This is a genomic window from Micromonospora sp. NPDC047187, assembly GCF_040643355.1.
Classification (GTDB): Bacteria; Actinomycetota; Actinomycetes; order Mycobacteriales; family Micromonosporaceae; genus Micromonospora; species Micromonospora salmantinae.
In genome coordinates, this window is the sequence record NZ_JBEYUF010000001.1 from 284389 (window position 1) to 310109 (window position 25721).

The 25721-nt window shown below is 67.7% G+C and carries 17 protein-coding genes and 2 pseudogenes; 10 read left to right on the forward strand and 9 right to left on the reverse strand.

The window, feature by feature from the left end; all coding sequences use genetic code 11:
• Window positions 1–92: 92 nt before the first annotated feature.
• Window positions 93–4505, reverse strand: a complete 4413-nt coding sequence (locus ABZ794_RS01300; RefSeq protein WP_357513689.1) for an FG-GAP-like repeat-containing protein — start codon at window positions 4503–4505, stop codon at window positions 93–95.
• Between the two features lie 400 nt (window positions 4506–4905).
• Between ABZ794_RS01300 and ABZ794_RS01305 the strand changes: the two genes are divergently transcribed.
• On the forward strand, window positions 4906–11238 hold the full coding sequence (locus ABZ794_RS01305; protein ID WP_357513691.1) for an RHS repeat-associated core domain-containing protein: 6333 nt from the start codon (window positions 4906–4908) through the stop codon (window positions 11236–11238).
• Between the two features lie 506 nt (window positions 11239–11744).
• On the opposite strand, the gene ABZ794_RS01310 is transcribed toward ABZ794_RS01305, so the two are convergent.
• The gene (locus ABZ794_RS01310; RefSeq protein ID WP_210785977.1) at window positions 11745–12170 is read right to left on the reverse strand and encodes a DUF6228 family protein; all 426 of its coding nucleotides are present in this window, start codon (window positions 12168–12170) and stop codon (window positions 11745–11747) included.
• A gap of 203 nt (window positions 12171–12373) precedes the next feature.
• On the opposite strand from ABZ794_RS01310, the gene ABZ794_RS01315 reads away from it, so the two are divergent.
• Together ABZ794_RS01315 and ABZ794_RS01320 are read left to right on the forward strand one after the other, a co-directional pair.
• Window positions 12374–12973, forward strand: coding sequence for a hypothetical protein (locus ABZ794_RS01315; RefSeq protein ID WP_210785976.1), 600 nt, complete (start codon window positions 12374–12376; stop codon window positions 12971–12973).
• Between the two features lie 815 nt (window positions 12974–13788).
• Window positions 13789–14181 (forward strand): hypothetical protein, encoded by a 393-nt coding sequence (locus ABZ794_RS01320; RefSeq protein ID WP_210785975.1) that lies wholly within the window; start codon window positions 13789–13791, stop codon window positions 14179–14181.
• A 182-nt stretch (window positions 14182–14363) separates the two neighbouring features.
• Here ABZ794_RS01320 and ABZ794_RS01325 read toward each other — a convergent pair whose 3' ends face one another.
• From ABZ794_RS01325 to ABZ794_RS01335, 3 genes are all read right to left on the reverse strand, one after another.
• The gene (locus tag ABZ794_RS01325) at window positions 14364–15563 is read right to left on the reverse strand and encodes a DUF2254 domain-containing protein (RefSeq protein ID WP_357513693.1); all 1200 of its coding nucleotides are present in this window, start codon (window positions 15561–15563) and stop codon (window positions 14364–14366) included.
• Between the two features lie 13 nt (window positions 15564–15576).
• On the reverse strand, window positions 15577–15741 hold the full coding sequence (locus ABZ794_RS01330) for a hypothetical protein (RefSeq protein WP_210785973.1): 165 nt from the start codon (window positions 15739–15741) through the stop codon (window positions 15577–15579).
• A 238-nt stretch (window positions 15742–15979) separates the two neighbouring features.
• A complete protein-coding gene (locus ABZ794_RS01335) occupies window positions 15980–16231 on the reverse strand; it encodes a hypothetical protein (RefSeq protein ID WP_210785972.1) in 252 nt (83 codons plus the stop codon).
• Between the two features lie 433 nt (window positions 16232–16664).
• On the opposite strand from ABZ794_RS01335, the pseudogene ABZ794_RS01340 reads away from it, so the two are divergent.
• A pseudogene (locus ABZ794_RS01340) lies at window positions 16665–17049 on the forward strand (sodium:proton antiporter); the annotation flags it as partial.
• A gap of 105 nt (window positions 17050–17154) precedes the next feature.
• On the opposite strand, the gene ABZ794_RS01345 reads toward ABZ794_RS01340, so the two are convergent.
• The 3 genes from ABZ794_RS01345 to ABZ794_RS01355 all read right to left on the reverse strand — a co-directional run bounded on the left by ABZ794_RS01345 (window position 17155) and on the right by ABZ794_RS01355 (window position 18907).
• Window positions 17155–17919, reverse strand: coding sequence for an ATP-binding protein (locus ABZ794_RS01345; RefSeq protein ID WP_210785971.1), 765 nt, complete (start codon window positions 17917–17919; stop codon window positions 17155–17157).
• Window positions 17916–18284 (reverse strand): STAS domain-containing protein, encoded by a 369-nt coding sequence (locus ABZ794_RS01350; RefSeq protein ID WP_357513696.1) that lies wholly within the window; start codon window positions 18282–18284, stop codon window positions 17916–17918. Before ABZ794_RS01350 ends, ABZ794_RS01345 begins: the two co-directional genes overlap by 4 nt.
• A 74-nt stretch (window positions 18285–18358) precedes the next feature.
• On the reverse strand, window positions 18359–18907 hold the full coding sequence (locus ABZ794_RS01355; protein WP_210785969.1) for a MarR family transcriptional regulator: 549 nt from the start codon (window positions 18905–18907) through the stop codon (window positions 18359–18361).
• A gap of 50 nt (window positions 18908–18957) precedes the next feature.
• Here ABZ794_RS01355 and ABZ794_RS01360 point away from each other — a divergent pair, with 50 nt between their 5' ends.
• From ABZ794_RS01360 to ABZ794_RS01380, 5 genes are all read left to right on the forward strand, one after another.
• Window positions 18958–19749 carry a potassium channel family protein gene (locus ABZ794_RS01360; RefSeq protein ID WP_210785968.1) on the forward strand — a complete coding sequence of 264 codons (792 nt, stop codon included), beginning with the start codon at window positions 18958–18960 and terminating at the stop codon, window positions 19747–19749.
• Window positions 19727–20854: a PP2C family protein-serine/threonine phosphatase gene (locus tag ABZ794_RS01365; protein WP_210785967.1), complete on the forward strand. Its 1128-nt coding sequence runs from the start codon at window positions 19727–19729 to the stop codon at window positions 20852–20854. Before ABZ794_RS01360 ends, ABZ794_RS01365 begins: the two co-directional genes overlap by 23 nt.
• Window positions 20855–20986: 132 nt before the next feature.
• On the forward strand, window positions 20987–21220 hold the full coding sequence (locus tag ABZ794_RS01370; RefSeq protein WP_238688324.1) for a hypothetical protein: 234 nt from the start codon (window positions 20987–20989) through the stop codon (window positions 21218–21220).
• A 57-nt stretch (window positions 21221–21277) separates the two neighbouring features.
• On the forward strand, window positions 21278–22831 hold the full coding sequence (locus ABZ794_RS01375) for a metallophosphoesterase (protein WP_238688325.1): 1554 nt from the start codon (window positions 21278–21280) through the stop codon (window positions 22829–22831).
• A 263-nt stretch (window positions 22832–23094) separates the two neighbouring features.
• On the forward strand, window positions 23095–23253 hold the full coding sequence (locus ABZ794_RS01380) for a hypothetical protein (RefSeq protein ID WP_167362477.1): 159 nt from the start codon (window positions 23095–23097) through the stop codon (window positions 23251–23253).
• 388 nt (window positions 23254–23641) lie between these two features.
• On the opposite strand, the gene ABZ794_RS01385 is transcribed toward ABZ794_RS01380, so the two are convergent.
• Complete coding sequence (locus tag ABZ794_RS01385) at window positions 23642–24085, reverse strand: hypothetical protein (RefSeq protein WP_210785966.1); 444 nt, start codon at window positions 24083–24085, stop codon at window positions 23642–23644.
• A gap of 313 nt (window positions 24086–24398) precedes the next feature.
• On the opposite strand from ABZ794_RS01385, the pseudogene ABZ794_RS01390 reads away from it, so the two are divergent.
• Window positions 24399–25718, forward strand: a pseudogene (locus ABZ794_RS01390) (protein kinase); the annotation flags it as partial.
• Window positions 25719–25721 lie beyond the last annotated feature (3 nt).

Genomic DNA, 25721 nt, shown 5'->3' on the forward strand with positions numbered 1-25721 from the left:
CCGTCCTCGATCGAATTGGTGGACGCCTCCGGTCCGGATCGGGTGGCGCCGGCGGCAGTTGCGGCGCCACCCGATCCGGGTGAATCTGGAACTCAGCCGATGGCCTTGGCGCTGGTGGTGGTCCAGTGGCTCGCGATCTGGACACGGCTGGCGAGGCCGCCTGCCCCGGTGCCGGGATAGAGCCACACGTTGTTGCTGGTGTCGACGCCGACAATGTCCAACGTTTCGTCCGAGTTCATGTCGGCCATCGTCACCCGAAGATTTGACCAGCCGGTTCCGATCTGGCGGGGCGTGCCGAACATTGCCAGTCCCGCCTGCCCGGTGTTCGGGTAGAACCACAGTCCGCCGGAGCCGTCGATGGCGACGATGTCGTCGCGACCGTCGGAGTTGAAGTCCGCCGGGTAGATGCGGTAGTTCGTCCAGGCGGATCTCCCGACGAGGATCTTGCAGCATCCGTCCGGGTAGTAGAACAGTTCGCCGGTCGACGCCTTGATGCCGAAGTGGTCGGGGCTTCGGTCGCCGTCGGCGTGCCCGGTGGCGTGGGTGTAGCCGGCCCAACCGACGCCGATCTGGCGGCGCTGTGGGTAACTCGGCGCCCCGTTGACGTTGGGATACATCCAGAGCAACCCGTCCGAGGGGATGGCGAGGACATCGGCACGACCATCGAGTGTCCAGTCCCGGATGTTCCACCGTAGGCTCGCCCAACCGCTGCCGATCTTGACGGCTGTGCCGAACGTCGACATTCCGCCGTTGCCGGTGTTCGGGTGGAGCCACAGATTTCCCGAGGAGTCCGCGGCGACGATGTCCGCTCGACCGTCCCCGTTGAGGTCGTGGGCCACCGGGTCCGGGCCCATCGTCGCCACGTCCCAGGTCTGGGTCAGCGAGACCTCCCCGTTCAGGTAGCCGCCATAGCTGCTCGATCCGGTCTTCGCGGCGCCGATGCGGAATGCGTTCGTGGTGTTCCACAGGGTGCCGTGGGAGGCCGATGCGACGTTGCGGCCGTCGACGAAGAGAAACATGCTGTGCAGGTTGCCGGCGGCGGGGCTGAAGACCGCCGTCAGCTGCGTCCAGACGCCCAGTCGCGCCGAACCCGCACTGGCGCTGGCGGTGTCCCAGATCGGGCTCGCCACGTCGCTTCGTGACATGGCGAAGCGCCATGACTGGTCGCTCGAATCAGCCCAGAGCTTGAAGCCGGCGGTGTTCGTGCCGTCCTGAGAGACGACCGTGCCGCCGTGGGATTTGAGCTTCACCCACGTGGAGACGGTGAAGGCGGCGTTGGTGGGCACGGCCGAGGTGTTGGTGGCGAGGGTGCCGCTGGTGCCGTCGAGGGCCACGTCCGGGTCGAACAGGTCGCCGGTGCTCCACGTGGCGCCGGGGGTGCCGGTGGCGTGCAGCGTGCCGGCGGTGTCCCTGGCCGCGCCGACCGTCCCGGTGGCGGAGTCGTTCAGCTGCCAGGCGTGGTCGGCGGTGATGATGGTGAGGCTGGGTTGGGCGGTGATGGCACCACTTGCGCCGGTGAGGTCGCTGACGCGCCACTCGGTGGTCTGGCCGCCATTGGTCGTGACCCAGAGATCGGGTGTGCCGTCGGTGTCGATGTCGGCTGCCCGGAGGTCGATGTCGGCACCGGTGTTCCAGCCGTCGGCTCGCAGTCTGTGGGCGTCGTAGGTGAGCTGGCCGGTGTTCTCGTCGAAGGCGAGTGCGGTCCACAGGTGCAGGGCCCCGGTGGTGCGTTCCCAGAGGAACATCGCGCTGCCGGTGGCGGTCCGGGTGGTGGCGATCCGCCAGTTGTGCCAGTTGGTGTCACCGGCGGGTGTCAGGGCGGTGGTGGGTTGGTTGAGGAGGTAGCCGCCCGGCACACCCAGGTTGGGGTGGTAGGTCAGGTGGTAGCCGTGTTCGGTGCTGCCGGTGATGCCCATCAGGTCGGGCAGTGTGGAGCCGGTCGCGCGGCTGTCGCCGGCATTGACCAACTGCTGGGGTGAGTTGCCGTTCTCGTCGCGGAGCTGATCGGCGACGATGCTCTGCTGGACGCCACTGCGGAGGGCTTCGATCACGGAACCGTCCCCGTTGCCGCGCAGGATGCTGGCCCCGCCGGTGTGTGGACCGCTGCCGTAGTAGACCAGGACGTCCTCGAAGCCTTCGCCGAAGAAACGACCGGTGACGGCCTGGGCGCCGTTGAAGTCCGCCGGGCTGTTGCTGCCAGGGTCCTCGGGGTTGGTGGAGCCGGAGACCCCGTTGCCACGGGCACCGATGTTGGTGGCCACGACGTTGCCCTGCCGGTGGCCTCCGGGAGCGAGCCACAGCCCGGACGGCAGTGCGTACCGGCCGCCCACCGCGAGCAGGTCGGGGGAGTCGTCACCGGTCAGGTCGCCCTCGGCGGCGTTGGCGGCCGGAGTCGAATTGAACGTGACGCTGGCGGTGTCGCCGAAGTTGCCGCCGGCGGACACGCTGGTCACCGAGAGGGTGTTGACGAAGCGGGTGGGTGCCACGGTGATCGTGGCGTTGCCGGCGGCGTCGGCGGTCACGTCGACCGGTGGGCCGGCGTTCACCTGGTAGACGTAGCCCTTCGGCACGGTGGTCCCTGGCGCGGGTGTGACGTCGAAGGTCCATGGCTGGCCGACTACCGTCTCCCCGTCGTTCGGCTGGCTGACCGTCGGTGACCCAGGCCGCGACGGGTCGTAGGTGAAGGTGCAGGTGGCCGACCAGTCACTCGGGCTGCGGAAGTCGGTCGCCTGCACCTTCCAGGAGAAGTTGGTGGCGGCACCGCCGCCGGCGGTACGCAATGTGGCCACCGGAACGACAAGCACCGCCGTGCTTCCGGACGGATAGGTCAGCAGGCTGGGATTGGACGCGGCCAGGGCCGTCTCGGTGGTGTCGCTGCTCTTCCACAGCTTGAACGAGACACCCAGCGTGCCGCCGTTGGGATCGGACACCGGCGCGTACAGCGAGACGCCGCTGTCGCCGACGAAGGAGCCTCCGGCGCAGGCCGTCTTGGGGGAGGTGGTTAGGTTCGTGGGCTTGTTGGGTGTGTGGTTGTAGAGGATGGTGAGGGTGGGGCTGGTCTCGTCGAATTCCTTCCAGCTCCGGGTGTCGGAAGCCTCGCTCGCGGCGACCATCCAGAGGGTGCGGGTCGCTCGTTTGTCTGTGACATCGCTGCGGATCTTGCTGGTGATGTCGAAGGAGACGGCATTGGTCGCACAGCCGGCGTAGCCGTAGGCGAAGCTCTTCGAGGCGATGGCGGAGCCCTTACTGACGCCTTCCCAATAACTCCACCTGGCGTTCGAGGAGGTCAGTGTGGTGCTGGGTCCGTAGATGTTGACGGTCTTGTCGTCACAGTTCCACGATCGGGTATTAGTGATCTTGAAATTGGCGGAGCTGATCTCGGCACTCTGGAGAGTGCCATGGGGTACGGGAAAGTTGATCAGCGTGTTGGAGTGTTGGACCCCGGAGTTGCCGACCTGCATTCGACCGAGGGGGTCGGGAGTGTTCTTCCAGTAGTTGGTGGACTGATGGTAGTAGGAGAGGGTCGCCCAGCCGGACATCCGTGGGCCGACCGGCGTCCAGACGAAGGTGGGGTCGATGTAGACCGGGAACACGGTCTCCTTCGACGTCAACATGTTGCGGTCGGGACTGAGCGCGAGTGCGCCACCGGTGATCGCAACGCCGATCGGGGCGGTCCGTGCGGCGCGGCTCGGGGCGGTGATGTCCGACTTGGCCTGCCCCTGAGCGGCGGTGGGTTCGGCGGCACGGCTGGCGGTGGAGTCCCACATGCTCGGTGCGGCCGCGGTGAGAACGGCGGCGCCCGTACGGTCCCGGCCGGTGATGTTTCCGGCCCGGTCGGAGGTGAGGGTGACGCCCGTGGTGGTGGTGGCCAGGTTCAGGGCTGCAAGCTGCGGGTGTGCGGCAGCCTGCCGGGTCTTCACGACGAACACGTGGGAGAAACCACCTTCGGTGGTGACCCGCACGGTCAGGTCAACCCCGGGCAACACCTCCCGATAGATCGCGGTCGGACCATCCAGGGTTGGGGCCGGTAGCGACATCGGCGCGGTGAAGGCCACGGCCCGATCGCCGCTGGTCAACTCCGCCATGGGGCCGGTCCCGCCGGGGGACAGGCGGATCGTGTTCGTGGTGACCGAAGGGATGATGCTTCCGTCGGTCTGCCGGACCAGGGTCGCGTCCAATCCCTTCCAGACGCCGTCGACCCGTTTGCGCGTCGGCACTGCTGACTGCGTCAACTCCAGCAGCCCATCCGGGCGGGCAGTGAGGGTGGACGTCGGGGTGCCCGCGGCTGTCGCCTCCACCGGCCTGCCGGTCCGCTTCGCCGTATCGATCGCGGCGTCCGCGTCGAGTGGGCTGGTGGGCCGCGACGTGGGAGCGGGCGGCGGTGCGGCGGCGGCCGACGAGCCCGATATCGGCAGGCTGGCGATCAGGACGGCGCTGACGGTGACACCGATGGCTCCGCTGCGGAGCGAGTGTGTTCTGGACCGGACGTGAGACGTGGACAGCACGGTACCTCCCCCATGTGATGCCACCGGTCCACGGATTCCGCGTCGGCTGGCGGCCACAGTGAAGCAAATTAATACGCAGGCGGGGAGCCCTAGGCGCATTGTTTGGCTGTGATTTGTTCTCATTAAGGTTGAATTGTGACTGATTTGAGTCAACCATGCGTCTCATCGATGTCTTGCCGGCGGTGCACGTGAGAAGTTGTCACCGCCACGGGGGTGTGCAACAAACACTTGAGCGTGGCCTGTTGTCGATCTTCGCTTGAGGTGGGGTTGCATGAACAGGCTCGGTCGAACCAGGGTGTCCGCATTCGGGCGGACCACCGTCGCTTTCGTCGTCGCCGGTTCGCTGGTGGCGAGCATGATGACCGTGACGCCGGCAGCAGCCGCGTCGAGAAGTCCGGCCATGCCTACCGCTGAGCCGGCCCCGTCGGTGAAGGGCGTCAAGCCCTTGCCGACGAAATTCGTGACACCGCCGAACGCGGCGAAGAGCACCTACCGGCCGACTCGGACCGCCTGGCCGACCGCGGTGACGTCACGCCTGAGGCTCGACGCCGCTGCGGCCCCGACGACCGCCGGCGAGCGGGTGCGCGCCGCGGACGCGCCGGTGTGGGTGCGCCCGGTCGCGCGTGACGGTGCCTACCAGGGGCCTAAGCAGATCGAGGTACGCGTCGCGGATCAGGCAGCCGCGCAGGCCGCTGGTGTGGAGGGCGTGCTGCTATCGGTGCGGGCTGGTGCCGCCGAGGCGAGCGGCGTGGTGCGGGTCGGGTTGGACTACGCCGGGTTCGCGGAGGCGTTCGGCGGCAACTACGGATCGCGGCTGGGTCTGGTGCGGCTCCCGGCGTGCGCCTTGACCACCCCATCGGTTTCCGGCTGCCGGTCGGGGACGCCGTTGGTGTCGTCGAATGACGTGTCGGCCCAGTCGGTGTCGGCGGAGGTGTCCCTGTGGTCAGGTGGCACGAATGCGCGCTCCACCGAAGGGGTTTCCCTCGTGTTGGCGGCCGTCGCGGATGCCGGCGAGGAGGGCGGCAAGGGCGGCACCTACGCGGCCACGGACCTCAAGCCGTCCGGGTCGTGGACCGGGGGAGGCAGCACCGGCTCGTTCACCTATTCGTATCCGATCGCGGTGCCGCCCGCGGCATCGGAGCTGGTGCCGTCGGTGGACCTCTCCTACGACTCGGCGAGCGTGGATGGTCAGACGGCATCGACGAGTGCCCAGTCGTCCTGGGTGGGCGACGGTTGGTCGACGGGCCGATCGTTCATCGAGCACTCGTTCGCGTCGTGCCAGGACGATCCAGGCGGTAGGGCGTCGCCGGTGAAGACGTCCGACCGGTGCTGGGACGGGTCGATTCTGACCATGTCGTTGAACGGTTCCTCCACCGTGCTCGTCTGGGATGCCGGCAAGCGGATATGGAAGCCGGAGTCGGACAATGGTGAGGTCGTCACCCGGGTCACGGATTCGAACAACGGCTCCGGTACGGAAGACACCGACTACTGGCGGGTGACGCTGCGCGACGGCACCGTCTACGAGTTCGGTCGCAACCGGCTACCCGGTTGGACGTCGGGAAAGCCGGAGACGAAGTCGGTGGATTACGCGCCGGTGTACTCACCGCACGAGGGCGATCCGTGCTACGACCCGGCGGGGTTCTCGGCGTCGGTGTGCACCATGGCGTACCGATGGAGCCTGGACCACGTGGTGGACGTGCACGGGAACGCGATGGCGTACTACTACGGGCAGGACGCGAACCGTTACGGTCGGAACAGGGGCGCCACCGACGTGTCCTACATCCGGGACTCGTGGCTGAGCCGGATCGACTACGGATTCCGCAACGGTGACGCGTACGGGACGGTGCCGAACCGGGTGGTGTTCCACGCCGGGGACCGGTGTCTGTCCGGGACCTGCCAGCCGCTGAACTCGGCGAACAAGGCGAACTGGCCGGACGTGCCGTTCGACCTGATCTGCGCCTCGGGTACGGACTGCGACAGCTGGAGTCCGTCGTTCTTCTCCACGGTGCGGCTGGCCTCCATCGAGACCCAGCAGTGGAACATTGGCACCGGCAAGCACGAGAAGGTCGACTCCTACGCCCTGACGCACACGATGCCGGCGACCGGCGACGGCACTTCGCCGACGCTGTGGTTGTCGTCGATCGTCCGGACCGGGCACGACACGAGTGCGGGTGGATCGCCGGAGGCGATCACGCTGCCGTCGGTGAGCTTCAGCGGAATCAAGTTGCCCAACCGGGTGGACACCGCGGGCGGTTTGCCATCGTTCTACCGGCAACGGATCTCGACGATCACCACGGAGACCGGCTCGGTGATCGCCCCGAGCTACGAGTTGCCGGTGCCCTGCACAGCGCCGGTGTCGCAGTCGCCCGCGTCGAACACGAAGTCGTGTTACCCGGTCTACTGGATGCCGGACGGATACGAGAACCCGCACCGGGACTGGTTCCACAAGTACGCGGTCACCCGGGTGACCTCCACCGACCCGACCGGCGGCGCTCCGGCGCTGACCACCAGCTACCGGTACCTCGATGGCGCGGCCTGGCGCTATGACGAGAACGAGGTCGTCAAGCCCAAGTACCGCAGCTACGGCCAGTTCCGTGGCTACGCCAAGGTCCAGACCTTCACCGGTGACGGGGTCAACGACCGCCGCACCCAGTCCGAGGTCACCTATTACCGGGGCATGTCGAAGAACAACTCGACGACGGCGGTGAACGTGACCGACTCCGCCGGTGGGGTGCACGAGGACGTGGACGAGTTCGCCGGCCGGGAGTTGGAGTCCACCGAGTACGTCGGCGAGAACGGGCGGGTCGACACGTCGACGATCACGTCGTACTGGGCGTCCGGGGCCACCGCGACCCGGGCCCGCAGCGGTCTGCCGGCCTTGACCGCGCAGTGGGTGCAGACGCTCAAGACCTACACCCGGGAGGCGGTGACCAGCGGTGCGTCACCGACGTGGCGGTACACCGCCACCGAGCACGGCTACGACGCGAGCACCGCCAGCGCCACCCTCGGGGCACTGAAGCACAGCTACACCTACACCGTGCCGACCAACCCGACGTACGACCGGTGTACGAGTTACACCTACGCGCCGGCCAACACGGGTAAGAACCTGCTCGGCCTGACTGCCCAGGTCGAGACCGTCGCGGTGGCCTGCGGCGGGTTCACCGCCGGCAACCCCGCCTCGACACCGGGCAGCGTCAACACGCTGACCGCCCCGGCGACGGTGAACCGGCCCGCGCAGGTCGTCAAGACCGAACGGACCTTCTACGACGACACCACGTTCGCCGAGACGTTCCCGCAGACGACGGCGCCGTCCAAGGGCAACGTGACGATGACCCGTACCGCCACCGACCACGCCTCCGGGGCGTACACCTGGCAGACTGCCGGCCGCAGCACCTACGACGCGTGGGGGCGGGTGGTCGACAGCTACGACGCGAAGGGCAACAAGTCGACCACCGGTTACACCACGAACGCGGTGGGCCTGGTGACCGGCGCGTCGAGCACGAACCCCTCGCAGCAGACGTCGTCGACGACGGTGAACCCGCGCCGAGGCAGCACACTGACCAGCACCGACGCGAACAGTGTGGTGACCCGTCAGCAGTACGACGCGGTGGGCCGGTCGACGTCGGTGTGGTTGCACTCGCGACCGACGAGCAGCCCGGCGAACCACACCTTCGCGTACACGGTCTCGAAGACCGGTGTCACCGCGGTGACCAGCCGAACGTTGAACAACTCGAACGGCTACCAGACGGCGGTGACGTTGTACGACGCCCTGTTACGGGAGCGGCAGACGCAGGCGATCACCCCGCAGGGCGGCCGCCTGATCACCGACATGTTCTACGACACGCGAGGCTGGACGCGAGCCTCGTACAACGGATGGTGGGACAACAGCACCCTGCCGACGGTGAGCCCCCCGGTGTCGGCGACCGGCTTGAACAAGCAGGTGCCGAACCAGACCTTCACCACCTACGACGGTCTCGGTCGGGCGGTGGTCGTCGTCGCCGCGAAGAACGGGGTGACCGTGTCGACCACGACCACCGTTCACCACGGCGACCGCACCACCGTCGTCCCCCCGGACGGGGGCACGGTGGCCACCACCATCACCGACCCGCTCGACCGGAAGACCCAGCTCGTGGAATACCCGGTGCGGCCGACGGTGACGCCGCCGTCCGACACCTTCACCGGCACCTACACGCTGACCGGCGGCACCACCACGACCAGCAGCTACGGGTACGACGCCCGCGGCAACCAGACGACGCTGGCCGACGCGAAGAACAATGTGTGGACATCGACGTACGACCTGCTCGGTCGGTTGGTGGCCAAGTCGGACCCGGACGCCGGCGACAGCAGCCTTTCCTACGATGCCAACGGCAACCTGGAGCAGGTCACCGACGGCCGGGGCAAGGTCCTGTCAAACACCTACGACGCGCTCAACCGCAAGACCGGCGAGTTCGCGGCGACGGTGGCGAACCAATCCCCGGCCAACCAACGGGCGAAGTGGGTGTATGACAACAGCAACGACGTGGCCGGGGTCACCCACGCGGTCGGTCAACTGACCACCACCATCGCCTACCGGGGCGGGCAGGCGTACACCACCCAACAGAAGGACTTCAACGTCTTCGGCAAGAGCCTCGGTCAGACCATCACCATCCCCGACAGCGAAGGTGCCCTGGCGGGGTCGTACGTCTTCGAGCACAGCTACACCGACGTGCTCGGCCTGCCGCTCAGCGACAGTCACCCGGCCACGGGCAGTCTGCCGGCCGAGACCGTCCTGCACGGGTACTCCGGGTTGCTGGACCTGCCGACGACCCTCGCTGGCCTCGACGCCTACAGCCAGCACGTCAGCTACGACGCGTGGGGGCGGGCCAACCAGCAGAAGATTGGCTCCTCGACGAGCTTCGCCCTGGTCACCAACACCTACGACACCCACACCGGCCGGCTGGCCAAGCAACTGGTCAGCAAGGCCACCAGCAGCACGGCTGCCACCCCGCTCGACGAGCAGCAGTACCGCTACGACCTGTCCGGCAAGATCGACCAGAAGATCAGCAGACGTCACGGCGCGGCAGCCGAAACGCAGTGCTACGGCTACGACGGCCTGAACCGGCTCACCGAAGCGTGGACGGCCACCGACAGTTGCGCGACCACCCCTACCGGCGGCAATCGGTCCATGGTGGGCAACAACGTCGGTGGGGGCGGCGCGTACTGGACCAGCTGGGAGATCGACGCGATCGGCAACCGCACGAAACAGGTCGAGCGCGGTCTCTCCGGTGCCGGTGACGTCACGACCAGCTACACCTACGACGGCAACGGCCAAGGCCAACCCCACACCCTCACCGCCACCAGCTCCTCCGGCGGCACCACCGGCACCACCGGCTACTCGTACGACGCCGCCGGCAACATGACAGGTCGCGATGCCGCCCAGGGCTTGCAGAGCCTTACCTGGGACGACGCCGGGAAACTCACCGACGTGACCGGCGGAAGCAGCGGCACCAACGCCTTCCTGTACGACGCTGACGGCAACCTGCTCCTGCAGAGGGAACCCGGCAAGACCACCCTCTACCTACCCGGGCAACAACTCAGCCTCAGCACCGCTACCGGCGTCATGGACGTTGACCGCTACTACGCGCTGCCCGGCGGCGGCACCTGCATCCGGTCCGGCGGCGGCAGCAACTACACCTTCGCGCTCGCCGACCACCAGGGCACCCCGGCCCTCTACCTCGACAGCACCGCCCAGACACCGACCTGGCGCCAGTACACGCCCTACGGCGCACCCCGTGGCACCACCGCTGCATACCCCGACAACCGCGGTTTCCTCAACAAGCCGATGAGCCCGACCGGGCTCACCACCGTCGGCGCCCGCTCCTACGACCCGACCATCGGCCGTTTCATCTCCGTCGACCCCATCATCGACACCGCCGACCCGCAACAGTGGAACCCCTACAACTACGCAAACAACTCTCCGGTCACCCGATCCGATCCCACCGGTCTGATCTCCGACGAGGTCGCGGCCGGCCGAATGACTCGATCTGAGGCGGAGTCTCGCTCGAAGCGAATTTGGGCCGGCCGGACCGACAAATGGAAGAAGAGTCCCGTCGGCAAGCCGACGGGCATCAGGACCGGCGGCAATTACAAGGCATGGAAGGACCTGAACGCAGAGGACCTGTTGCGCGAGTTCTTCAACAAGCGGGGGATGAACTTTGAATTCAAGGATGGCGACTACTTCGCCGAACAGCTCCGTAAAGACCCATTCCTCCGCAAGGCCATCGAGGAAATAACGAAGCTCATACACTCCGGCGAGATTCAGGGTGACCTCGGCAAGAGTCTCGGGGATCCCAAGAACGCTACAACTGCCTTCAAGGAGCTGATGGTTATTGGAAGACACGTTCTCAATCAGCCTACCTACGGAAACCTGGAGGTTGCGATGATGGGGTCCTACAGAGTGAAATGGAAGGCGAGCAACGTCGATGACTTCGGCGCCGCGGACCTGACAATCACCATTACCAACACCACCTCGGCCAAATCGCTTACCCGCCACCCGATCTTTGGTTATTCGAAAGCGTATCAAAACTGGCGAAATAAGCAGTTCTGGTCCCGCTGGCTCGACGAGCGGATTCCGGATCAAACGCAGACGATCACGCTCCACGAGCGAATCCCTCGATCCCCGATTTTTGGGGACAATCGCCCTCGTCCTCCTTCGATCTGCAGAAACGCCATGTCCGGCGGCGGGGGATGCTGATCGGTCGCGGCGCTGCGGGTGCCCGAGATGGGTAGGCCCGGGAGTAGCGGCCACATCAGCTGAACGCCGTCCTGCTTGAGCGGAACGGGCTCCGGACGGCAACCGGGGCCCGTTCTGCCGCCGCACGCGCGTTGTTCAGTGGTGGTGGCCCGCAGACCGATGAGTGGTGTCGCGCCGCTCACAGGACGCGTACGCAGGCGGGCGACGGCCTGGCGGCGCGTGAGGTCGACGACGACCAGCCGGCCGTTCTCCTCCCACACGGCCAGCGTGTCGGCGTGGCGTATCGGCATGCTCGGCGACGAGTGGGTTCTCGCCGTCGGCCCGGTGCCGTCGGCCGCCGCTCATTACTGGGTTGTGCAGCCCTTCGTAGACGGCGGGCGCTGGCCCGCTACTGGCCGGATCCGGCCATCTCGGCAGTAGTCGGTGTGCCAGCATGCCATCGCCCGGACCCCGACAGAGACCAGCCGCTCCGCCATACGAGGGAGGCTTCCGACGTCGGGGCCGCGTTACGAGACCAAGTTGCTGAGTTCGGCGACGAGACGTCGCATGTCCTCGCCGGCGTCAAGAGACACCATGACGGATGCCTCCCACGCCCTCGGGTCGTAGCCCCGCGGGCCCCGGATGACGAAACGGAGACTGACGTGGCCTCGGCCGTCATGCGTCGCGTCGATGCGGAGGTCATGTTCTAGTGACTCCCAGGCTCGCACGTCGTCCCACCCCGCGTACGACTCAGCGAGCTCGGCTGCCCACGATAAGATCCCGTCACCATTGAGCGTCCGGACCCAGGCCAGGGCACTGACGCCGTCATCGGCCAACTCGCACCGCAGGTCAAGTACCTCGTCGTCCCACGGTCGCTCGGCGCAACGAAGACGGACCGACCCAAGCCCGGCCTCGGCGGTGATCTCGATGCCGTCGTCCAACTGCCTCAACACCGGAAGAGCATGCCATTGGTGCTTGCCCGTGGCGAAGTGTGTCGACGCCCGCGGTGTTGGCCACAGGTGCAGTTAACGCAGCAACAGTTAACGCAGCTTCGGGCCGATGGCCGTGGCCAGCGTGCCGTCGCCTTCGGAGTGCATGATCAGGTTGATCACCCCTGTCGCGAGATGTCCGGTGCGGTCTCCCGTTCGGTGCCTGCGTGCCGGACGATGCGAATCTCCTGCGCCTTCGCTGGGCGATCCTGGGGCCGCCTCTCGCGACGGTCCTCATGCTTGGCGTCGTCGTTGTGGTCGGAGTGGTGAGGGGCAGTGACCCGGAGCTGTGGATGCGTCCGGTGGTGCTGGCTCCGGGCGGCCCGCTGGTTCTGTTGTGGTGGCAGGCGGTGGTCCGTCCGCGGCATCGCTGGTGGGCGCTTGGCGTCGCTCTGGCGGTGACGATCGTTGCTTACCTGCTGCTGTACCGGCTGGTCCTTGCCGGGCTGCCGTTCCCATGGGACGGCGTGGTCAGCTTCGCGGTCGCCGGCTGGCTCGGAGCCTTCGCCTACGTCACCGTCACTCAGCGACCCAGGATGCCGTTGGCTCGCGGCAAGGTCGGCGGCGGCAGCATGATCGCGTCGGGCGGGGTGTACGAGGAACGGTTCGGCTTCACACGCCGTGACCTGCTGCTTATGCCTACCAGCGCTGTCTTCGTCGCCGTCGGCGTCGTGCTTTTCCGCGACGAGCCTCTCCCCTGCTTGGGTGCCATCGTGTTGGGGGGCATGTTCCTGCTGCTGCGATTCGTCACCGTACGGCCCGTATGACGCGGACGCTGGAGCGTAGGCCAACTGCGGGTTGGGGACGCCGGCCACACAGATGAAGACGACCCGACGCCGAGCATCGCTGGGCACCCATCGCACGCTAGCCAAGATTGCATAGCCGCCTTAAAGAGCTACAACCGGTCGGCAATGCGGCGCCTCAGTGGATCCACCGCGTCAAGCGCCTGCTCAACAGCCTCAGCCAACCCTCGGCCTGATCTCATGATCCCCTCCAGTGCCGACTCGGCGGCTGCCACGTCCTTGACGGATGGCCGAGTCGGCCAGAGCTCGGGTCATGGCGCAGAGCAGCGCATGCACATCGACCACGGTGGCCCGTCGGTCGAATAGCCGGTCGAACGCATCGAGGAGCGCCTCAAGGAGAGGCAGTTCATCTGCCGAGGTCACGCTTCAACATCATGTCGATCCGTCGTCCAGAGGCAGGGTTTGCGGTGTGCCATTAGCGTGCCATTGGGCCAGGGCGGCGGGGACCAGCCGGGGCCACGAGAGACCGCCGGGACCAGGCCGCCAACCCTTGCCATCGACAACGATCGGCCTACTGCCTCGCTTGTTCAGCGCCACCGAACCTCCCGCCATGTCATGGCAGCATTTCGCAGCCGTACAGCCATTCGTACAGCCAACACGGTCAGCCAAGGCCGACGTGATCCGATAGCGGCAGACGCCTTGAGTAGGGGAAGGGTACCGCGACCAGTCATCCGCGATCTTCTTCTAACCCCAGGCCGTAGCTCCAGTCGAGCAGTTCCGGAACCCGCTCCTGAAGCGAGCTGAGCCGGCACGCGACTATCTCCGCCGAGCGCGCGGGCGTGCTGGAAGTCGTTCTGGGCCGTCTTTGGCCCACCGTCGATCGGCAGGTAGGCATTCCCGATGTCATCACCGCCGCCGTTCGAGGCTCCCGCTCTGCCGGCCGATTGTTGACCGACCGGCTCGCCTGGCTGGCGATCATCACCACGACGATCATCCTCAGTGTCGGACAGCTGCTGGTCTTCACCAACTCTTACCGGTCATACGGCCAGGCGCTACACGACGTCGCTCTGACCACCATCACCGGTGAACCGCTCGACGCCAGCGATCCGTTCGCCCAGGTCATCGAACTGGTGCTCGCGGTCTACTCGGTGGTCGTCTTCGGCACTCTGGCCGGGGCACTCGGCGCCTTCTTCCTCAGTGCTGAGCGTGCACGCAAGGAAGCGGCCTCGTGAGCCGGCGTACGGCCTCGGGGAGCTGCTGACTCATCCCGGCAGTCTTCCGGGGGCCGGTGATGTTCGGCGATCGGCAGGTGAGTGGGAGCAGCCGGACCGCGCCCGGCCGGCACCCTTCGCCGCGCGGGTTGGGCGAACCCGGCAAAAACGATGGCCATGGCGTCGTGGCGTCCGGATGGTTGTCAGTGACTGTTGCCGGATTGCGACAGCCGCCGGTTGATGGCCGATTGGTGGACGGGAAGCGCAACGGCCGCCAAGTCGCGGACGACAGTGTCCAGCAGTCGCCTGACGCGAGGCTGTTGGCGGGCGACGAGTCGGATGTCGTCGATCGTCATGGCCAGGAGGGCCTCGTATGAGGTGCCGTTGACCTGGGCGCGGACGGTGCCATCGTCGTCGCGGACGGTGTGGGTCGGGCCGGGCCGGGTGGCCAGCCTGCGGAGGAGGTCGTGTGACTCCTGCAGGGCCCGAACGGCGGTGGTGACGTCGTTGACTGCCGGGGACAGCGCACGTTCGGCGATGTCGGCGAGTTGCCGGAACCCGAAGCCGAGGTCCTGTCCCGGGGTGCGTTCCACGCTGATGATCACGCACTGCTCGGCTCGGTCGGTCGGCACTGGGCGAGGTGTACTGCCGGCGACTTGATGCACGCGTAGCAGCGGCGCGCCGGCGACAACGAAGTCGCCTGGTGTGGGAACGATGCTGATGGCGCAGTCGTGCTCGCGGGCGAGCCGCGCGAGCAGGGCGATGTCGGTGTTGTTAACCATGCCGGGTGTTGTGGCTGGCACGGTTTGTGTGACCTTGCCGAACACTGCCGGCAACTCATCGGGCGGGGGGAGGCGGGCGATGGACCGCCGTGTCTGCGCCCCGATGGAGCCGATGATGTGCGACACGCGCATCACGGTCGTGATGTGGTGCAGGTAGTAGATGAAGGTGCCGCTGCTGCAGAGGACAAGGGCTATCGACACCGCGAGGGACAACTCCGGCAACCGTTGGTCGTCCCTGGCCGGGAGCGCGGCCAGCACCACCATCGCGAACAGGAAGGTGGCGACGAACGTACCGAGCGTCGCCTGGATGATCCGGTCCTGCAGGAAGGTTCGTAGGACCCTGGGGGAGTACTGGCTGCTTGCCAGCTGCAGGGCCACGACCGTGATGGAGAAGACCAGGGCGGTGAAGGAGATCATCGCGGTGATGATCGAGGAGAGCAACGATCGCGCGCCGGCAGGCCCGCTGGGCACAATCCCCTCGACGGGGAGGTTCAGTTGCAACTCCAGTGCCGTCAGTCCGATCGCCGCCGCCAGGGCGCTAACCGAGAAGGTCGCTGGCACCAGCCAGAAGCTCTCCCGTACGTCGGACAGCCGGGAAGACATAGTGCGGGGCCGGCTCACGAGGCGTGGCTCCTTACTGGCCGTCGGCCGCAACGGCGGTGACTGTTTCCAGCGGTTGCGGTGGGTGGATGGTGATGCTCTGGGTCACCGATGCCACGTTGATGGCGTTTTCCGCGAAGCGGTCCAGTGCTCGTCGGGTGACTTGGTCCTTGACCTGTCGGGCGGCGCGTACGGGCACGACGAATCGTGCCGACAGTTCGCCCCAGTTTGAGGTGGCGCGGACGAACGGTGCTGAACGGTTAGGGCAGTTTGGCGGCCAGCGAGCAGGGGCGGCGGCAGCCGGTCACCAGCGGGAGCGGTGCCCGTCTTTTTAGGCCGGTTGGTCGCGCCGAGAAGCATCTGTGCACGTGGCGAGGCGTGGCGATGATCATGGCTACCCGTCGTGCCAAACGGCAGGGGAGGTGAATGGGTTTCGCTCACCCCGTGAACCTGTAGCCCCGGAAGTCGTACTGATAGAGGCCGTCGGCGTCGGGACCCGGACGACCGGTGGTGGGATCGCCCCGAAGCATGTACACCATTGCGCGTTGCGGCGTGCCGGTCGTCGTCGCGGGTGAAGCCGTCGTTGGTTCCTTTATTGGCTCCACGTATACCGACGGGAGTTCGGACTGAAGTCGACGGGTTCCGTCCAGCGGCCCGCCGTGGAACTCGGCGACGTTCTGGCGGTTCATGCGTTGACCTCCAGTTTCGCTGCTTGGCCCGGCGCTCGAATCCTGGTGATCGAAGGGCTCACAGAAAGTCGGGCCGACGGGTGTCTGGCAGTCCGAGGTGGCAAGAAAAAGTTGTCGTCAACCTCCTTGGGGTAGGCGCGCGTTGCGGGGCCGAAGATGGTTCTGGTGTTGTCGGTGATGAGGAACCGGAACGTGTGGCAGGGGCGAGACAGAGCGCCGCCGCCGAAGGCGTGGCACTCGGAGCAGTTGGTGCGAGACAAGTCGCCCGCTGGACGTGTGTTGACGTCTTCAACTAGGGCATTGTCCGGCACCAAGGGGCCACTGTTACGGCGTCTTATGCCAAGATGCCTTACTCGCGCCGGTTGTGCGATCGCTTCGGGGCGCTACCCGCCGTTCGAGGTGCCTACGGTGGACCGCCCCCCTTGCTTGGAAGCTGTTCGTGGCGGCGTTCGCTGCGGGCGCCACGTTCGGGCCGAGGGGGCGGACGGCGTTCGAGCATTTCGGGAAGAGACATCGGCGAGCTGTTGATACTTGCCGCGTTGCTGGTCTTCGGCGCGCTGATCGGGTGCGGTTCGGTTCCTCGGCGAGATCACGTGGGCCGGCTGGGCATTTGCGATGCTGACCATCTTCGTGGTCCGCCCGGTTGCGTTGTGGATCTCGTTCCTGCGCTCCGGGCTCGGCGCCAGAAAACAGGCCGCCGCATGTGGTTGGGCCGGAGGGCTTCGCCTCCGTCATCTACGGGCTACTGCTCCTCGGGGTCGGGCATTGCCGCGGGCGACAAGGTGTTTCACGTCGTTGCGCTGATGATCGTGACTTCATCTTGATGCAGTCGTCGACCGACGAGGTGACAGCGGCGAGTCGCGGGAGGCGCCAGCCTGCTTCGGCGTGCTACACCGGGTCCACCGGCCGGTGCGGCCCTGCCGCTAGATCGGGGCAGCCCGTCTGCCGGCTGGTGATCCGTTGGGGCTGTCGATCGCGGCCCAGACGGTCTTGCCGTCGCCGAAGGCGAAGAAGCCCCAGTGTGTGGTGAGGGCGGCGATGATCGGAAGGCCACGACCACCTTCGGTGACCTGACGAGGGAGGGCCGGGGTGGTGGAGTCGGGTGTGTCGCCCTCGCGGTCCCGGACGCTGATTCTCAGCGATCCCGCCACTGCGGAGACGGTGATATCCATGTCGGTGCCGGCGTGTTGGACGGCGTTGCTGACCAGCTCCGACGCGATGACCATCGCTTGGTCGGCCACCGCGTCCAAACCCCAGGCGTGACACTGCCGGGCGACGAGCCCGCGGGCAGCGGCGGGCGAGTGCGGGTCGGGGGGCAGTCGCAGGTGCGCGCGGTACGGAGAGATCGACGCACGCTTGGCGGGGTGGTCGAGCAGAGCCCTTCCGAGGATCGCGTGCTGACCGAGTGTGGCGCGGAGCAGGCGTCCCGGGGGAGTCAGCGGATTGGCCGACACCGTCAGCTCCGGTCCGTCGGAGCGGTCGGCGGCCCACCGGGCGAGGAACGTGCCGATCGGGGCGACGTCCGACGTCGTGAGCGTGTCCAAGTCGACCACGAGGGTCAGCGGGGCGTCCAGGGCGCCCGCGAGCAGCAGGGCGGCAAGATGTGGTTCCGCTTCTGGGGTGAGGCCGCCGGCGAGGGTGATGCGGGTGCTACCACCGTCGAAGTCACGCAGGATGGTCCATCTCATTGGTGGCACGGCAATGTCATCTGCCGGTCGGTGAGCCGTAGATCGTGCCGGTTGGCGGGACGCCCGAGCGTGGCCGCCACCCCGGTGACCCGAAGCACCTCGGCGACGATTCCGTGGGCGTTACGCAGGATCAGGACCCGTCCCTGCCGGGCGGCGAACCGGTGGACATCGACAAACTCTTTCACCGCACCGGAGTCGATCAGCGTGGTGTCCTGAAGATCGACGATCAGCCACTGCGTTGAGGTCGCCGCGAGCGTGCGCTCCACGGCTTCGCGCAGATGGCCGGAAACGGCCATGTCCAGTTCTCCGGCAAGGTGGAGGGTCCGCGGCGCGAGCCCTGCACCGGAGGACCGGATGCTGAACACGAGCTTCTGCCACCTCCCTGAGCTGACGCCTAAGGGTTACGGTTGCCAAGATACCTGCATGACTGCAGGTATCGTCAGGGTGTAACGGTACCTGTTCGACGCCTCGCGTCATCAGGTGCCGGCGCTGACTGTTCCCAGTGCCGCCACCACACCTCTTCCGTCGGCTCTCCGGCGGCGATCACCAGGGAATTGATCAGCTCGGCGGGCGTCCGCCGGCGTCCGGAGTCGGCGACGTTCAGGAGACGCCGGATTTCAGCGGTCCGGCGTCGCATGACATCGCCCACGAGCCGTTTGCCGCCTTCGGTGAGGCTCAACCAGGCGACCCGCCGGTCATCGGGTTGTTGACGGCGGGTCACCAATTCCCGCCGTACCAGGCGATTGCATGTTCTCGTCGCCGTCGACGGGTGTACGCCCAACAGGGACGCGAGATCCACGGTGCGCAGCGGAGCGCGTGACGCGAGAATGACCAGTGTCCGGTACTGCGGCAGGGTGACCTCGGCGTCCACCGACCCCAGGGTTCGGGCGGTGATGCCTACCAAGGTGCGGGCGAGCGCGGACAGGCCGTCAACCAGCTGGTCGTCAGCTGCGCTCGACGCAGTGCCGCCTTCCACGTACAGTTCCACCCAGAAATGATTGCACGGGTGCACGCATAACCGTTCAGGCGGGGCCGTTCATGCAGATGAGGACTGAAGCGTTGCCCACCGATGCGGGCGCGCGGTGGGAGAGGGTGACGGCACTGCCGTTGACCGTCCTGTCGGTCTTGTTTCTCGTGGTCTACGCGGCGCCGATCCTGCGGCCCGGCCTGGCGGAATCCTGGCTCCGGGTGTGCGAGGCGACAACTGTTCTCATCTGGCTGATGTTCTGGGTCGACTTCGTGGTGCGGCTCAGCCTGACCAGAGCCCGGGGGCGGTTCCTGCGGGATCACCTCTTCGACCTCGCGGTTCTGGTGCTCCCCGTCCTGCGCCCGCTGCGTGCCCTGCGACTGATCACCGTGGTGCTGAGCCTGAGCAGACGCGCGGAGTCGTGGGCACGTGGCCGGCTCGCCGTCTACGTGGGCGCCACCACCATGCTGCTGGTGCTGGTGTCCGCGCTGGCGGTGCTGGACGCCGAGCGGTCCGCAGCCGACAGCAACATCACGTCATTCGATGACGCTCTGTGGTGGGCGACGGTGACCATCACGACCGTCGGCTACGGTGATCACTACCCGGTCACCGGGACGGGTCGGTTCGTCGCCTTGGGGCTCATGATCGGGGGCATCGGCCTGATCGGTTTCGTCACCGGCTCACTGGCAACCTGGATCGTGGATCGGGTCTCCCAGAAGGGCGGAACCGCACCGGCGACCGCCGACGACATCGCTGTCCTGCGCGCCGAGATGGAGGCGCTACGTCGACAGCTTGGTCCAGAGACATCGCGGGCGGGCGACGATCCGGATCGGCGGAGCCATGCGATCCAGTCCTCCGGTTGAGCGCAGCGAGGGCAGGAGGCCGGCCGCCCGTTCCTCCGTCGCCGACGCGGCGCCGGGCAGGTGGACCCGCTGGCTCGGCGTGCGACTGGCCATCGGATTCATCGTGGTGGTCCTGCTGATCGACGTCGCGGCGGCCACCCATGCCGTACTCATTGGCTTCCTGGCCCTCGCCCCGCTGTTCGCCGCTGCCGTCGAAAGCCCGCGCCGCACCGCCGCGGTGTCGGCCGCCGCGACCACGGCAGCGGTGGGGGCCGGGCTGCCCAGCGGGATGCTCGGCAGTCTCGATCACCTGCTCCGGGTGGCGGTCGTCATCACGGTCAGCCTGATGGCGGTGTACGTCGCGCGGGCTCGAACGAGACGAGAGGAGCGTCTGCGCCGGATGGCCGAGATCGTGCGGATCACCCAGGCGGCGATCCTGCGCAAACCGCCGCAGTATGCAGCCGGGGTGGAACTGGCCGCCCGGTACGTCTCGGCCTACGAGGAGGCCGGCGTGGGCGGCGACCTGTACGAGGTGGTGGCCGACCAGGACCGGCTGCGGATCATCGTCGGTGACGTCTGCGGCAAGGGGCTCGCCGCGGTGCGGCTGGCTTCGGCGGTAGCGGGGGCGTTCCGGCAGTCGGCGATCGTTCGGCCCGACCTGACGCAGGTGGCGCGAGACCTGGATGACCTCGTCGCTCGGGAGCCGACCCTGCCCCGGGCCGCGACGTTCGTCACCGCCGTCTTGGTCGAGCTACGCGGGGGCGAGATCCGGACCGTCAACTGCGGTCACCCCGCGCCGATCCTGCGGCACTGCGCCGCCGGAGAGCTGGAGGAGTTGACGGTGTCGCCCGATCGACCATTGGGTCTGGGTGGGCCTCGGGCACCGGAGAATGTGGGCCGTTGGGACGTCGGTGACCGGCTGCTGGTGCTCACCGACGGGCTGCTCGAGGCACGTGACAGCGAACGGCGCTTCTTTCCGATGCCTGCGCTCAAGGCGTGTCTGGCCGAGCCGTCGGTGGACAGCTGTCTCGACGCGGTCTGGGACGCCGTGCACCGGCACGTGGGCGGCGAACCGCACGACGACATCGCACTTCTGCTGGCCGAGCGCCAGCCCGCGGTCGGTTGAGGGACGAACAGGCCTCGCGCTTGTCGATCTTGGGCGGGTCTGCCTTCAGCGGATAGGCTGGCCTGCGAAAATAATTCTTGCATCCATGCATGCTTCGCTTCGGGCGCTTTTACCAACGGTTAGGAGTCGTGCGTGGAGTTGACAGTCGACACGATGCAGATGGGGGCCACCACCCGCATACGGCTGGTCGGAGAGATGGACCTCGGAACCAGCGGAATCGTGCACGACGCGGTCATTGCGGCGTTGACGTCCGATTCGGTGCGAGACATCATCCTCGATTTTGCTGACCTCACCGCACCCGTCGTCCGGCGGCAACTCTTCGCCGCCGGACTGCTGGGCCTGCTGTGCACAGAGGCCGAAGACTAGGCATCCCCTCGACCTGACCCCGCCGTCCCTCGGCTACCCCACAGATCGGATCCTCTCGTGACTCCGCCCCCGGACGCGGCCCCTCCGCGTCGCACGGCCCTGGCCGAACGCCTCAGGCACGCGGCCGTTCGGCCGCGCCAGATCATGCGCTCGCCGTGGGCAGGCCGTGTCCTGGCGGCGGTCACGCTTGTCGCCGTCACCGCCACGGGCATCACGATCGGCACCCTCCTCGGTGCCAGAGGCGCCAGTGACGTCGGGCCCTTCCGGGTCGCTTTCCAGCTGACCCCGTCGACGCACGGCGGCACAGAGATCGCCATACCCCCGCTGGGTTCACTTTTCCTCGACAGCCACGACGGCCCCGCGCGACTGACCGTCCGCCTCGACTCACTCGACCAGCGACGCACCGAGGCTCTGCTCGACGACCCCGCCGGCCTCGCCCACGCCGGCGCCACGGCACCTGAGGACCTCCGTGACGCCCTGGTCCGCCTCGGGCTCCGTACGCTCGGCGTGTCGGTCCTCACGTCCATGCTGTTGGCGGGGTTGGCGTTCCGGTCTGTGCGCCGCGTCGCCTGGTCGGGTGGTCTCGCGCTGCTGGTCACCGGCGGCACCCTCGGCACGGCCGCCCTGACGGTACGACCGCAGGCGCTGGCCGAACCCCGGTACGAGGGCCTGCTGGTCAACGCCCCGGCGCTGATCGGCGACGCGCAACGGATCGCCGATGACTACAACCGCTACGCCGAGCAACTCCAACGCCTCGTCGGCAACGTCGGCGAGCTGTACACCACAGTGTCGACCCTGCCGATCTACCAGGCTGCGCCCGACACCACCCGGATCCTGCACGTCTCGGACCTGCACCTGAACCCCGCCGCCTGGCCAATGATCAAAACCGTGGTCGAGCAGTACGACATCGACCTCGTCATCGACACGGGAGACATCACCGACTGGGGCAGCGAACCCGAGACCTCGTACGTATCCATGGTCGGCCAGCTCAGGGTGCCCTACGTCTACATCCGCGGCAACCACGACTCACCCCGAACCGCAACGGCGGTGGCCAGCCAGCCGAACGCCGTCGTCCTGGACGACTCCGTGACGACGATCGCCGGAGTGACGATCGCCGGAATCGGCGACCCCCGGTTCACCCCCGACAAGCAGGACGCCGAGGCAGGACCCTGGGAGGAACCAGCGATGACTGTCGAGGGTACGGGAACGCAGCTCGCCGCGACGATCCGCTCGCTGGACCTACCGGTGGACATCGCCCTCGTGCACGACCCCGCATCAGCGACCGCGCTCAACGGTGCCACGCCGCTCGTCCTGGCAGGCCACACACACCAGCGAAAGGTGACGACTCTGCCGCCGACCGGCACGCTCACCACCCGGCTGGCAGTGCAGGGTTCCACCGGCGGGGCGGGGTTGCGCGGACTCGAAGGTGACGAACCGATGCCCCTGGTCATGTCGGTGCTCTACCTCGGCGCGGATCACCGGCTCCAGGCGTACGACGACATTCAGGTCGGCGGCACCGGCACCGCGCAGGTGAGCCTCAATCGCAAGGTGGTCGACGCGGCATCGCCAGTAATTCCGGCCGCGCCGTCCGCGACTCCCGCCGACAACTAGCTTTCTCGCGTTCGCGCCCGTTCTGCTCCCCACGACGGGCCGGCGCTGCTCGACGACGCAATCCCCGACGGCACCCCGCTCTCCGCCGTGGTGGACCGGAGCCACCGGGGCATAGTCCAATGCTCGACCTGTTCGCGTCCGTAACGCCCGACAAACTGCCTGGCACACGCCGGCTGAGGCCGTTTGTGCCCCCAACCGACGGGAAGGCGATGGGCGATGGTGGCGCGGAGTCGCCTGCGCCACGGCAGCACAGGGAGGGTGACATGGGTGACCGGGATCAGCTGCACGATCTTCGCCAGCAGGCCCACGACGCGGGCATCGAGGGCAACTCCAAGATGACCGAGGACCAGCTGCGTGATGCCCTGCGCAAGGTCGGCAAGGGCGAGCGGCCCCAGATGGCCAAGCACGACGCCAAGCGATGACGAACGCGGGCGGTGCCGGCACCCTCTCGGGTGCCGGCACCGCTTGCGTGTCGCAGCATGCTGGCCGGTAGGTGCGAGCGGATCGGCGCGCGCCTCGGCGCAGATCCGGCAGTCCCAAACGCGACGGCGTGGCCGTCGCACACGATCCGCACGACGTACGCGTAGTGGCGCACGCCTTCGGCGCGGCGCGGCTCGGGTTCGCACCGTGGCCGGTGTCTCGGGACAGCACCTGGACGGTGTCGGGCTCGGATCAGGCGAGCGCGCGGAGGCGGTCGGCCGCCCTGCCAGAGCAGCCGGATGACCTCCAACGCCTCCTGAGTCGATCGAGAACGACCCCTTCGTGTCGATCCTGGATCGACACGACCATGCTGTTATTGACACCTCTGCATCAGCCGCGCCGGCGTCCCCAGATCGTCACCTCCTGTGCGGCGAGCGCCCGGCCGCCTTCGAAGGTCCGGTACGGTCCCGCAGGTCCAAGGTGGTAACGGTTGGCAAGGTCGCGGTGGGAGAAGGGGACCACGGTGCCCACCACGGTGACCAACTGCGGCGGAGCGGGCGCGGAGGGGCCTGTTGACAGCACGAGCAGGGTCCCGTCGGTCAGATCCGCGTCGCGGACGATGAACGCGTTGTCGGTGATGACCTGCTCGACGGCGGCGGTCACGGTGAGACGATCACCCACCGCGGCTCGGGCGACCGTGCCCGGCCGGGTCGCCGGCTCGGGATCGGGGCGGGGTGCTGGAGCCGCAGTCGGGTGGCTGCATCCCACGGCCAGGAGGACCACCGGCGCGAGAGCGGCCAGCGCCTGATGTGTCCGGTCACGCCATCTGTTCATCCGCGGTTCCGCCTCCCTGCCTGTCCTGCCTCGTATCCAACAAGTTCCCTGGGATGTGGCGGTACGACCACGGAACCGTGACGGTCGTATGACAATCCCCGGCGCTTCTGAAAAGACGTGTTGAGCAGGGTTTTGGTCCAGATCAGGTCGGGTAGGGCCGAGCGTCGAGGGAACATCAACGCGGCCCGGACGGACGCAACGGAATTCACCGTCGGGAATTCGCGTCGATGTCGTGCTACGACTGGAGAGACGGGGGTAGATGCGACTCCTGCAGCAGCGCTACCGGCTCGACGAACCGGTCGGCCAGGGTGGCATGGCGGTGGTCTGGCGCGGGTTCGACCTGCGGCTACAGCGTACGGTCGCGGTGAAGATGCTCTCTTCGGAGCTGCTCGACGACCCGGCGGCGCGCGAGCGGTTGCGTGCTGAGGCGCTCGCCGCGGCGAGGTTGGACCACCCGCACATCGCCGGCGTCTTCGACTACGGCGAGCAGCGGCAGCGCCGCAGGCGGGTCCCCTTCCTCGTCATGGAGTTCGTCGATGGCGAGACGCTGGCCGGCCGCCTGCAGCGCTCGGGACCGATGGCGTGGCGCGAAGCCGCGCGGACCGGTGCCGCCGTGGCGGACGCCCTCGCCGCCGCGCACGCCCACGGCCTCGTCCACCGCGACGTCAAACCCGGCAACGTGATGCTCGGTTCCCGCGGGGTCAAGGTTGTCGACCTGGGCGTCGCTGCGGGGGTTGGCCAGAACCCCGCCGACTCGGCGGGGCTGATCTGGGGGACACCGGCATACCTGGCCCCGGAACAGGCTGCCGGTGCCACGGCGGCGCCGGCCGGTGACGTCTTCGCCCTGGGTCTGGTGTTGGTCGAGTGCGTCAGCGGGCGAAGCGCCAACGACCTGCGGCACGGTCGGGACGGCGACGAGGTTCCGTCCATTCCGGAGATGCCGCCCGGCGTGGCCGATCTGGTGCGCCGTTGCCTGGCCACGGACGTGGAGCGCCGGCCGGCGGCTGCCGAGGTGGCGGCCGTGCTCCGCACCGTGGGCGGTACGGACGTGGCGCTGCGGCCGGCGGACCCGGTGGCCGACCTGCCGGCAACCGCCGGATCGACCCGTCAGCTCATCGCCGGTTCGAGTGCCCCGGCCGGCATCGGACGGAAGCCGCCCGTACCTGTCAGGACGCCCGACCGCGCGGGTCACCGCAGGGTTCGTGCCGGGGTTGCCGTCGGTGTGCCGGCGGTTCTGCTCGCCGCCGTCCTCGTCGGTCAACTGCCGGGCCGCAAGGCCGTAGACGATGTCGCGGGTAGCGACGTCCCAGCTGCCGGTGCCGGCGGTGTCGCCGATGCCCAGGCCGGAGACTGCGCCACCCGGTATATCGCCTACCACCTGCCGGACGGCACCTTTCGGGCCGATCTGACCGTCACCAACACCGGGGGGCAGTGGCTGCGCGACTGGTCACTGGCATTCGCGCTGCCCCCCGGGCAGCGCCTCGTCACCGACGACACACCCTGGGATCAGGACCGCCGAAGCGTGACCTTCACGCCGGCCACGCAGTTGGCACCCGGTGCCACCCTCGCGGCGGCGCTGCGGGGCACCACCGAGGGCGACAACCTGAAGGCGCCGGCCGGCTTCTCCGTGAACGGC

Coding starts and splice junctions, on each gene's coding strand:
- ABZ794_RS01305 (WP_357513691.1), top strand. CDS start 4,906: ATGCCTACCGCTGAGCCGGCCCCGTCGGTGAAGGGCGTCAAGCCCTTG.
- ABZ794_RS01345 (WP_210785971.1), bottom strand. CDS start 17,919: ATGAGATGGACCATCCTGCGTGACTTCGACGGTGGTAGCACCCGCATC.
- ABZ794_RS01385 (WP_210785966.1), bottom strand. CDS start 24,085: ATGAACAGATGGCGTGACCGGACACATCAGGCGCTGGCCGCTCTCGCG.
- ABZ794_RS01380 (WP_167362477.1), top strand. CDS start 23,095: ATGGGTGACCGGGATCAGCTGCACGATCTTCGCCAGCAGGCCCACGAC.
- ABZ794_RS01335 (WP_210785972.1), bottom strand. CDS start 16,231: ATGAACCGCCAGAACGTCGCCGAGTTCCACGGCGGGCCGCTGGACGGA.
- ABZ794_RS01365 (WP_210785967.1), top strand. CDS start 19,727: ATGCGATCCAGTCCTCCGGTTGAGCGCAGCGAGGGCAGGAGGCCGGCC.
- ABZ794_RS01360 (WP_210785968.1), top strand. CDS start 18,958: ATGCAGATGAGGACTGAAGCGTTGCCCACCGATGCGGGCGCGCGGTGG.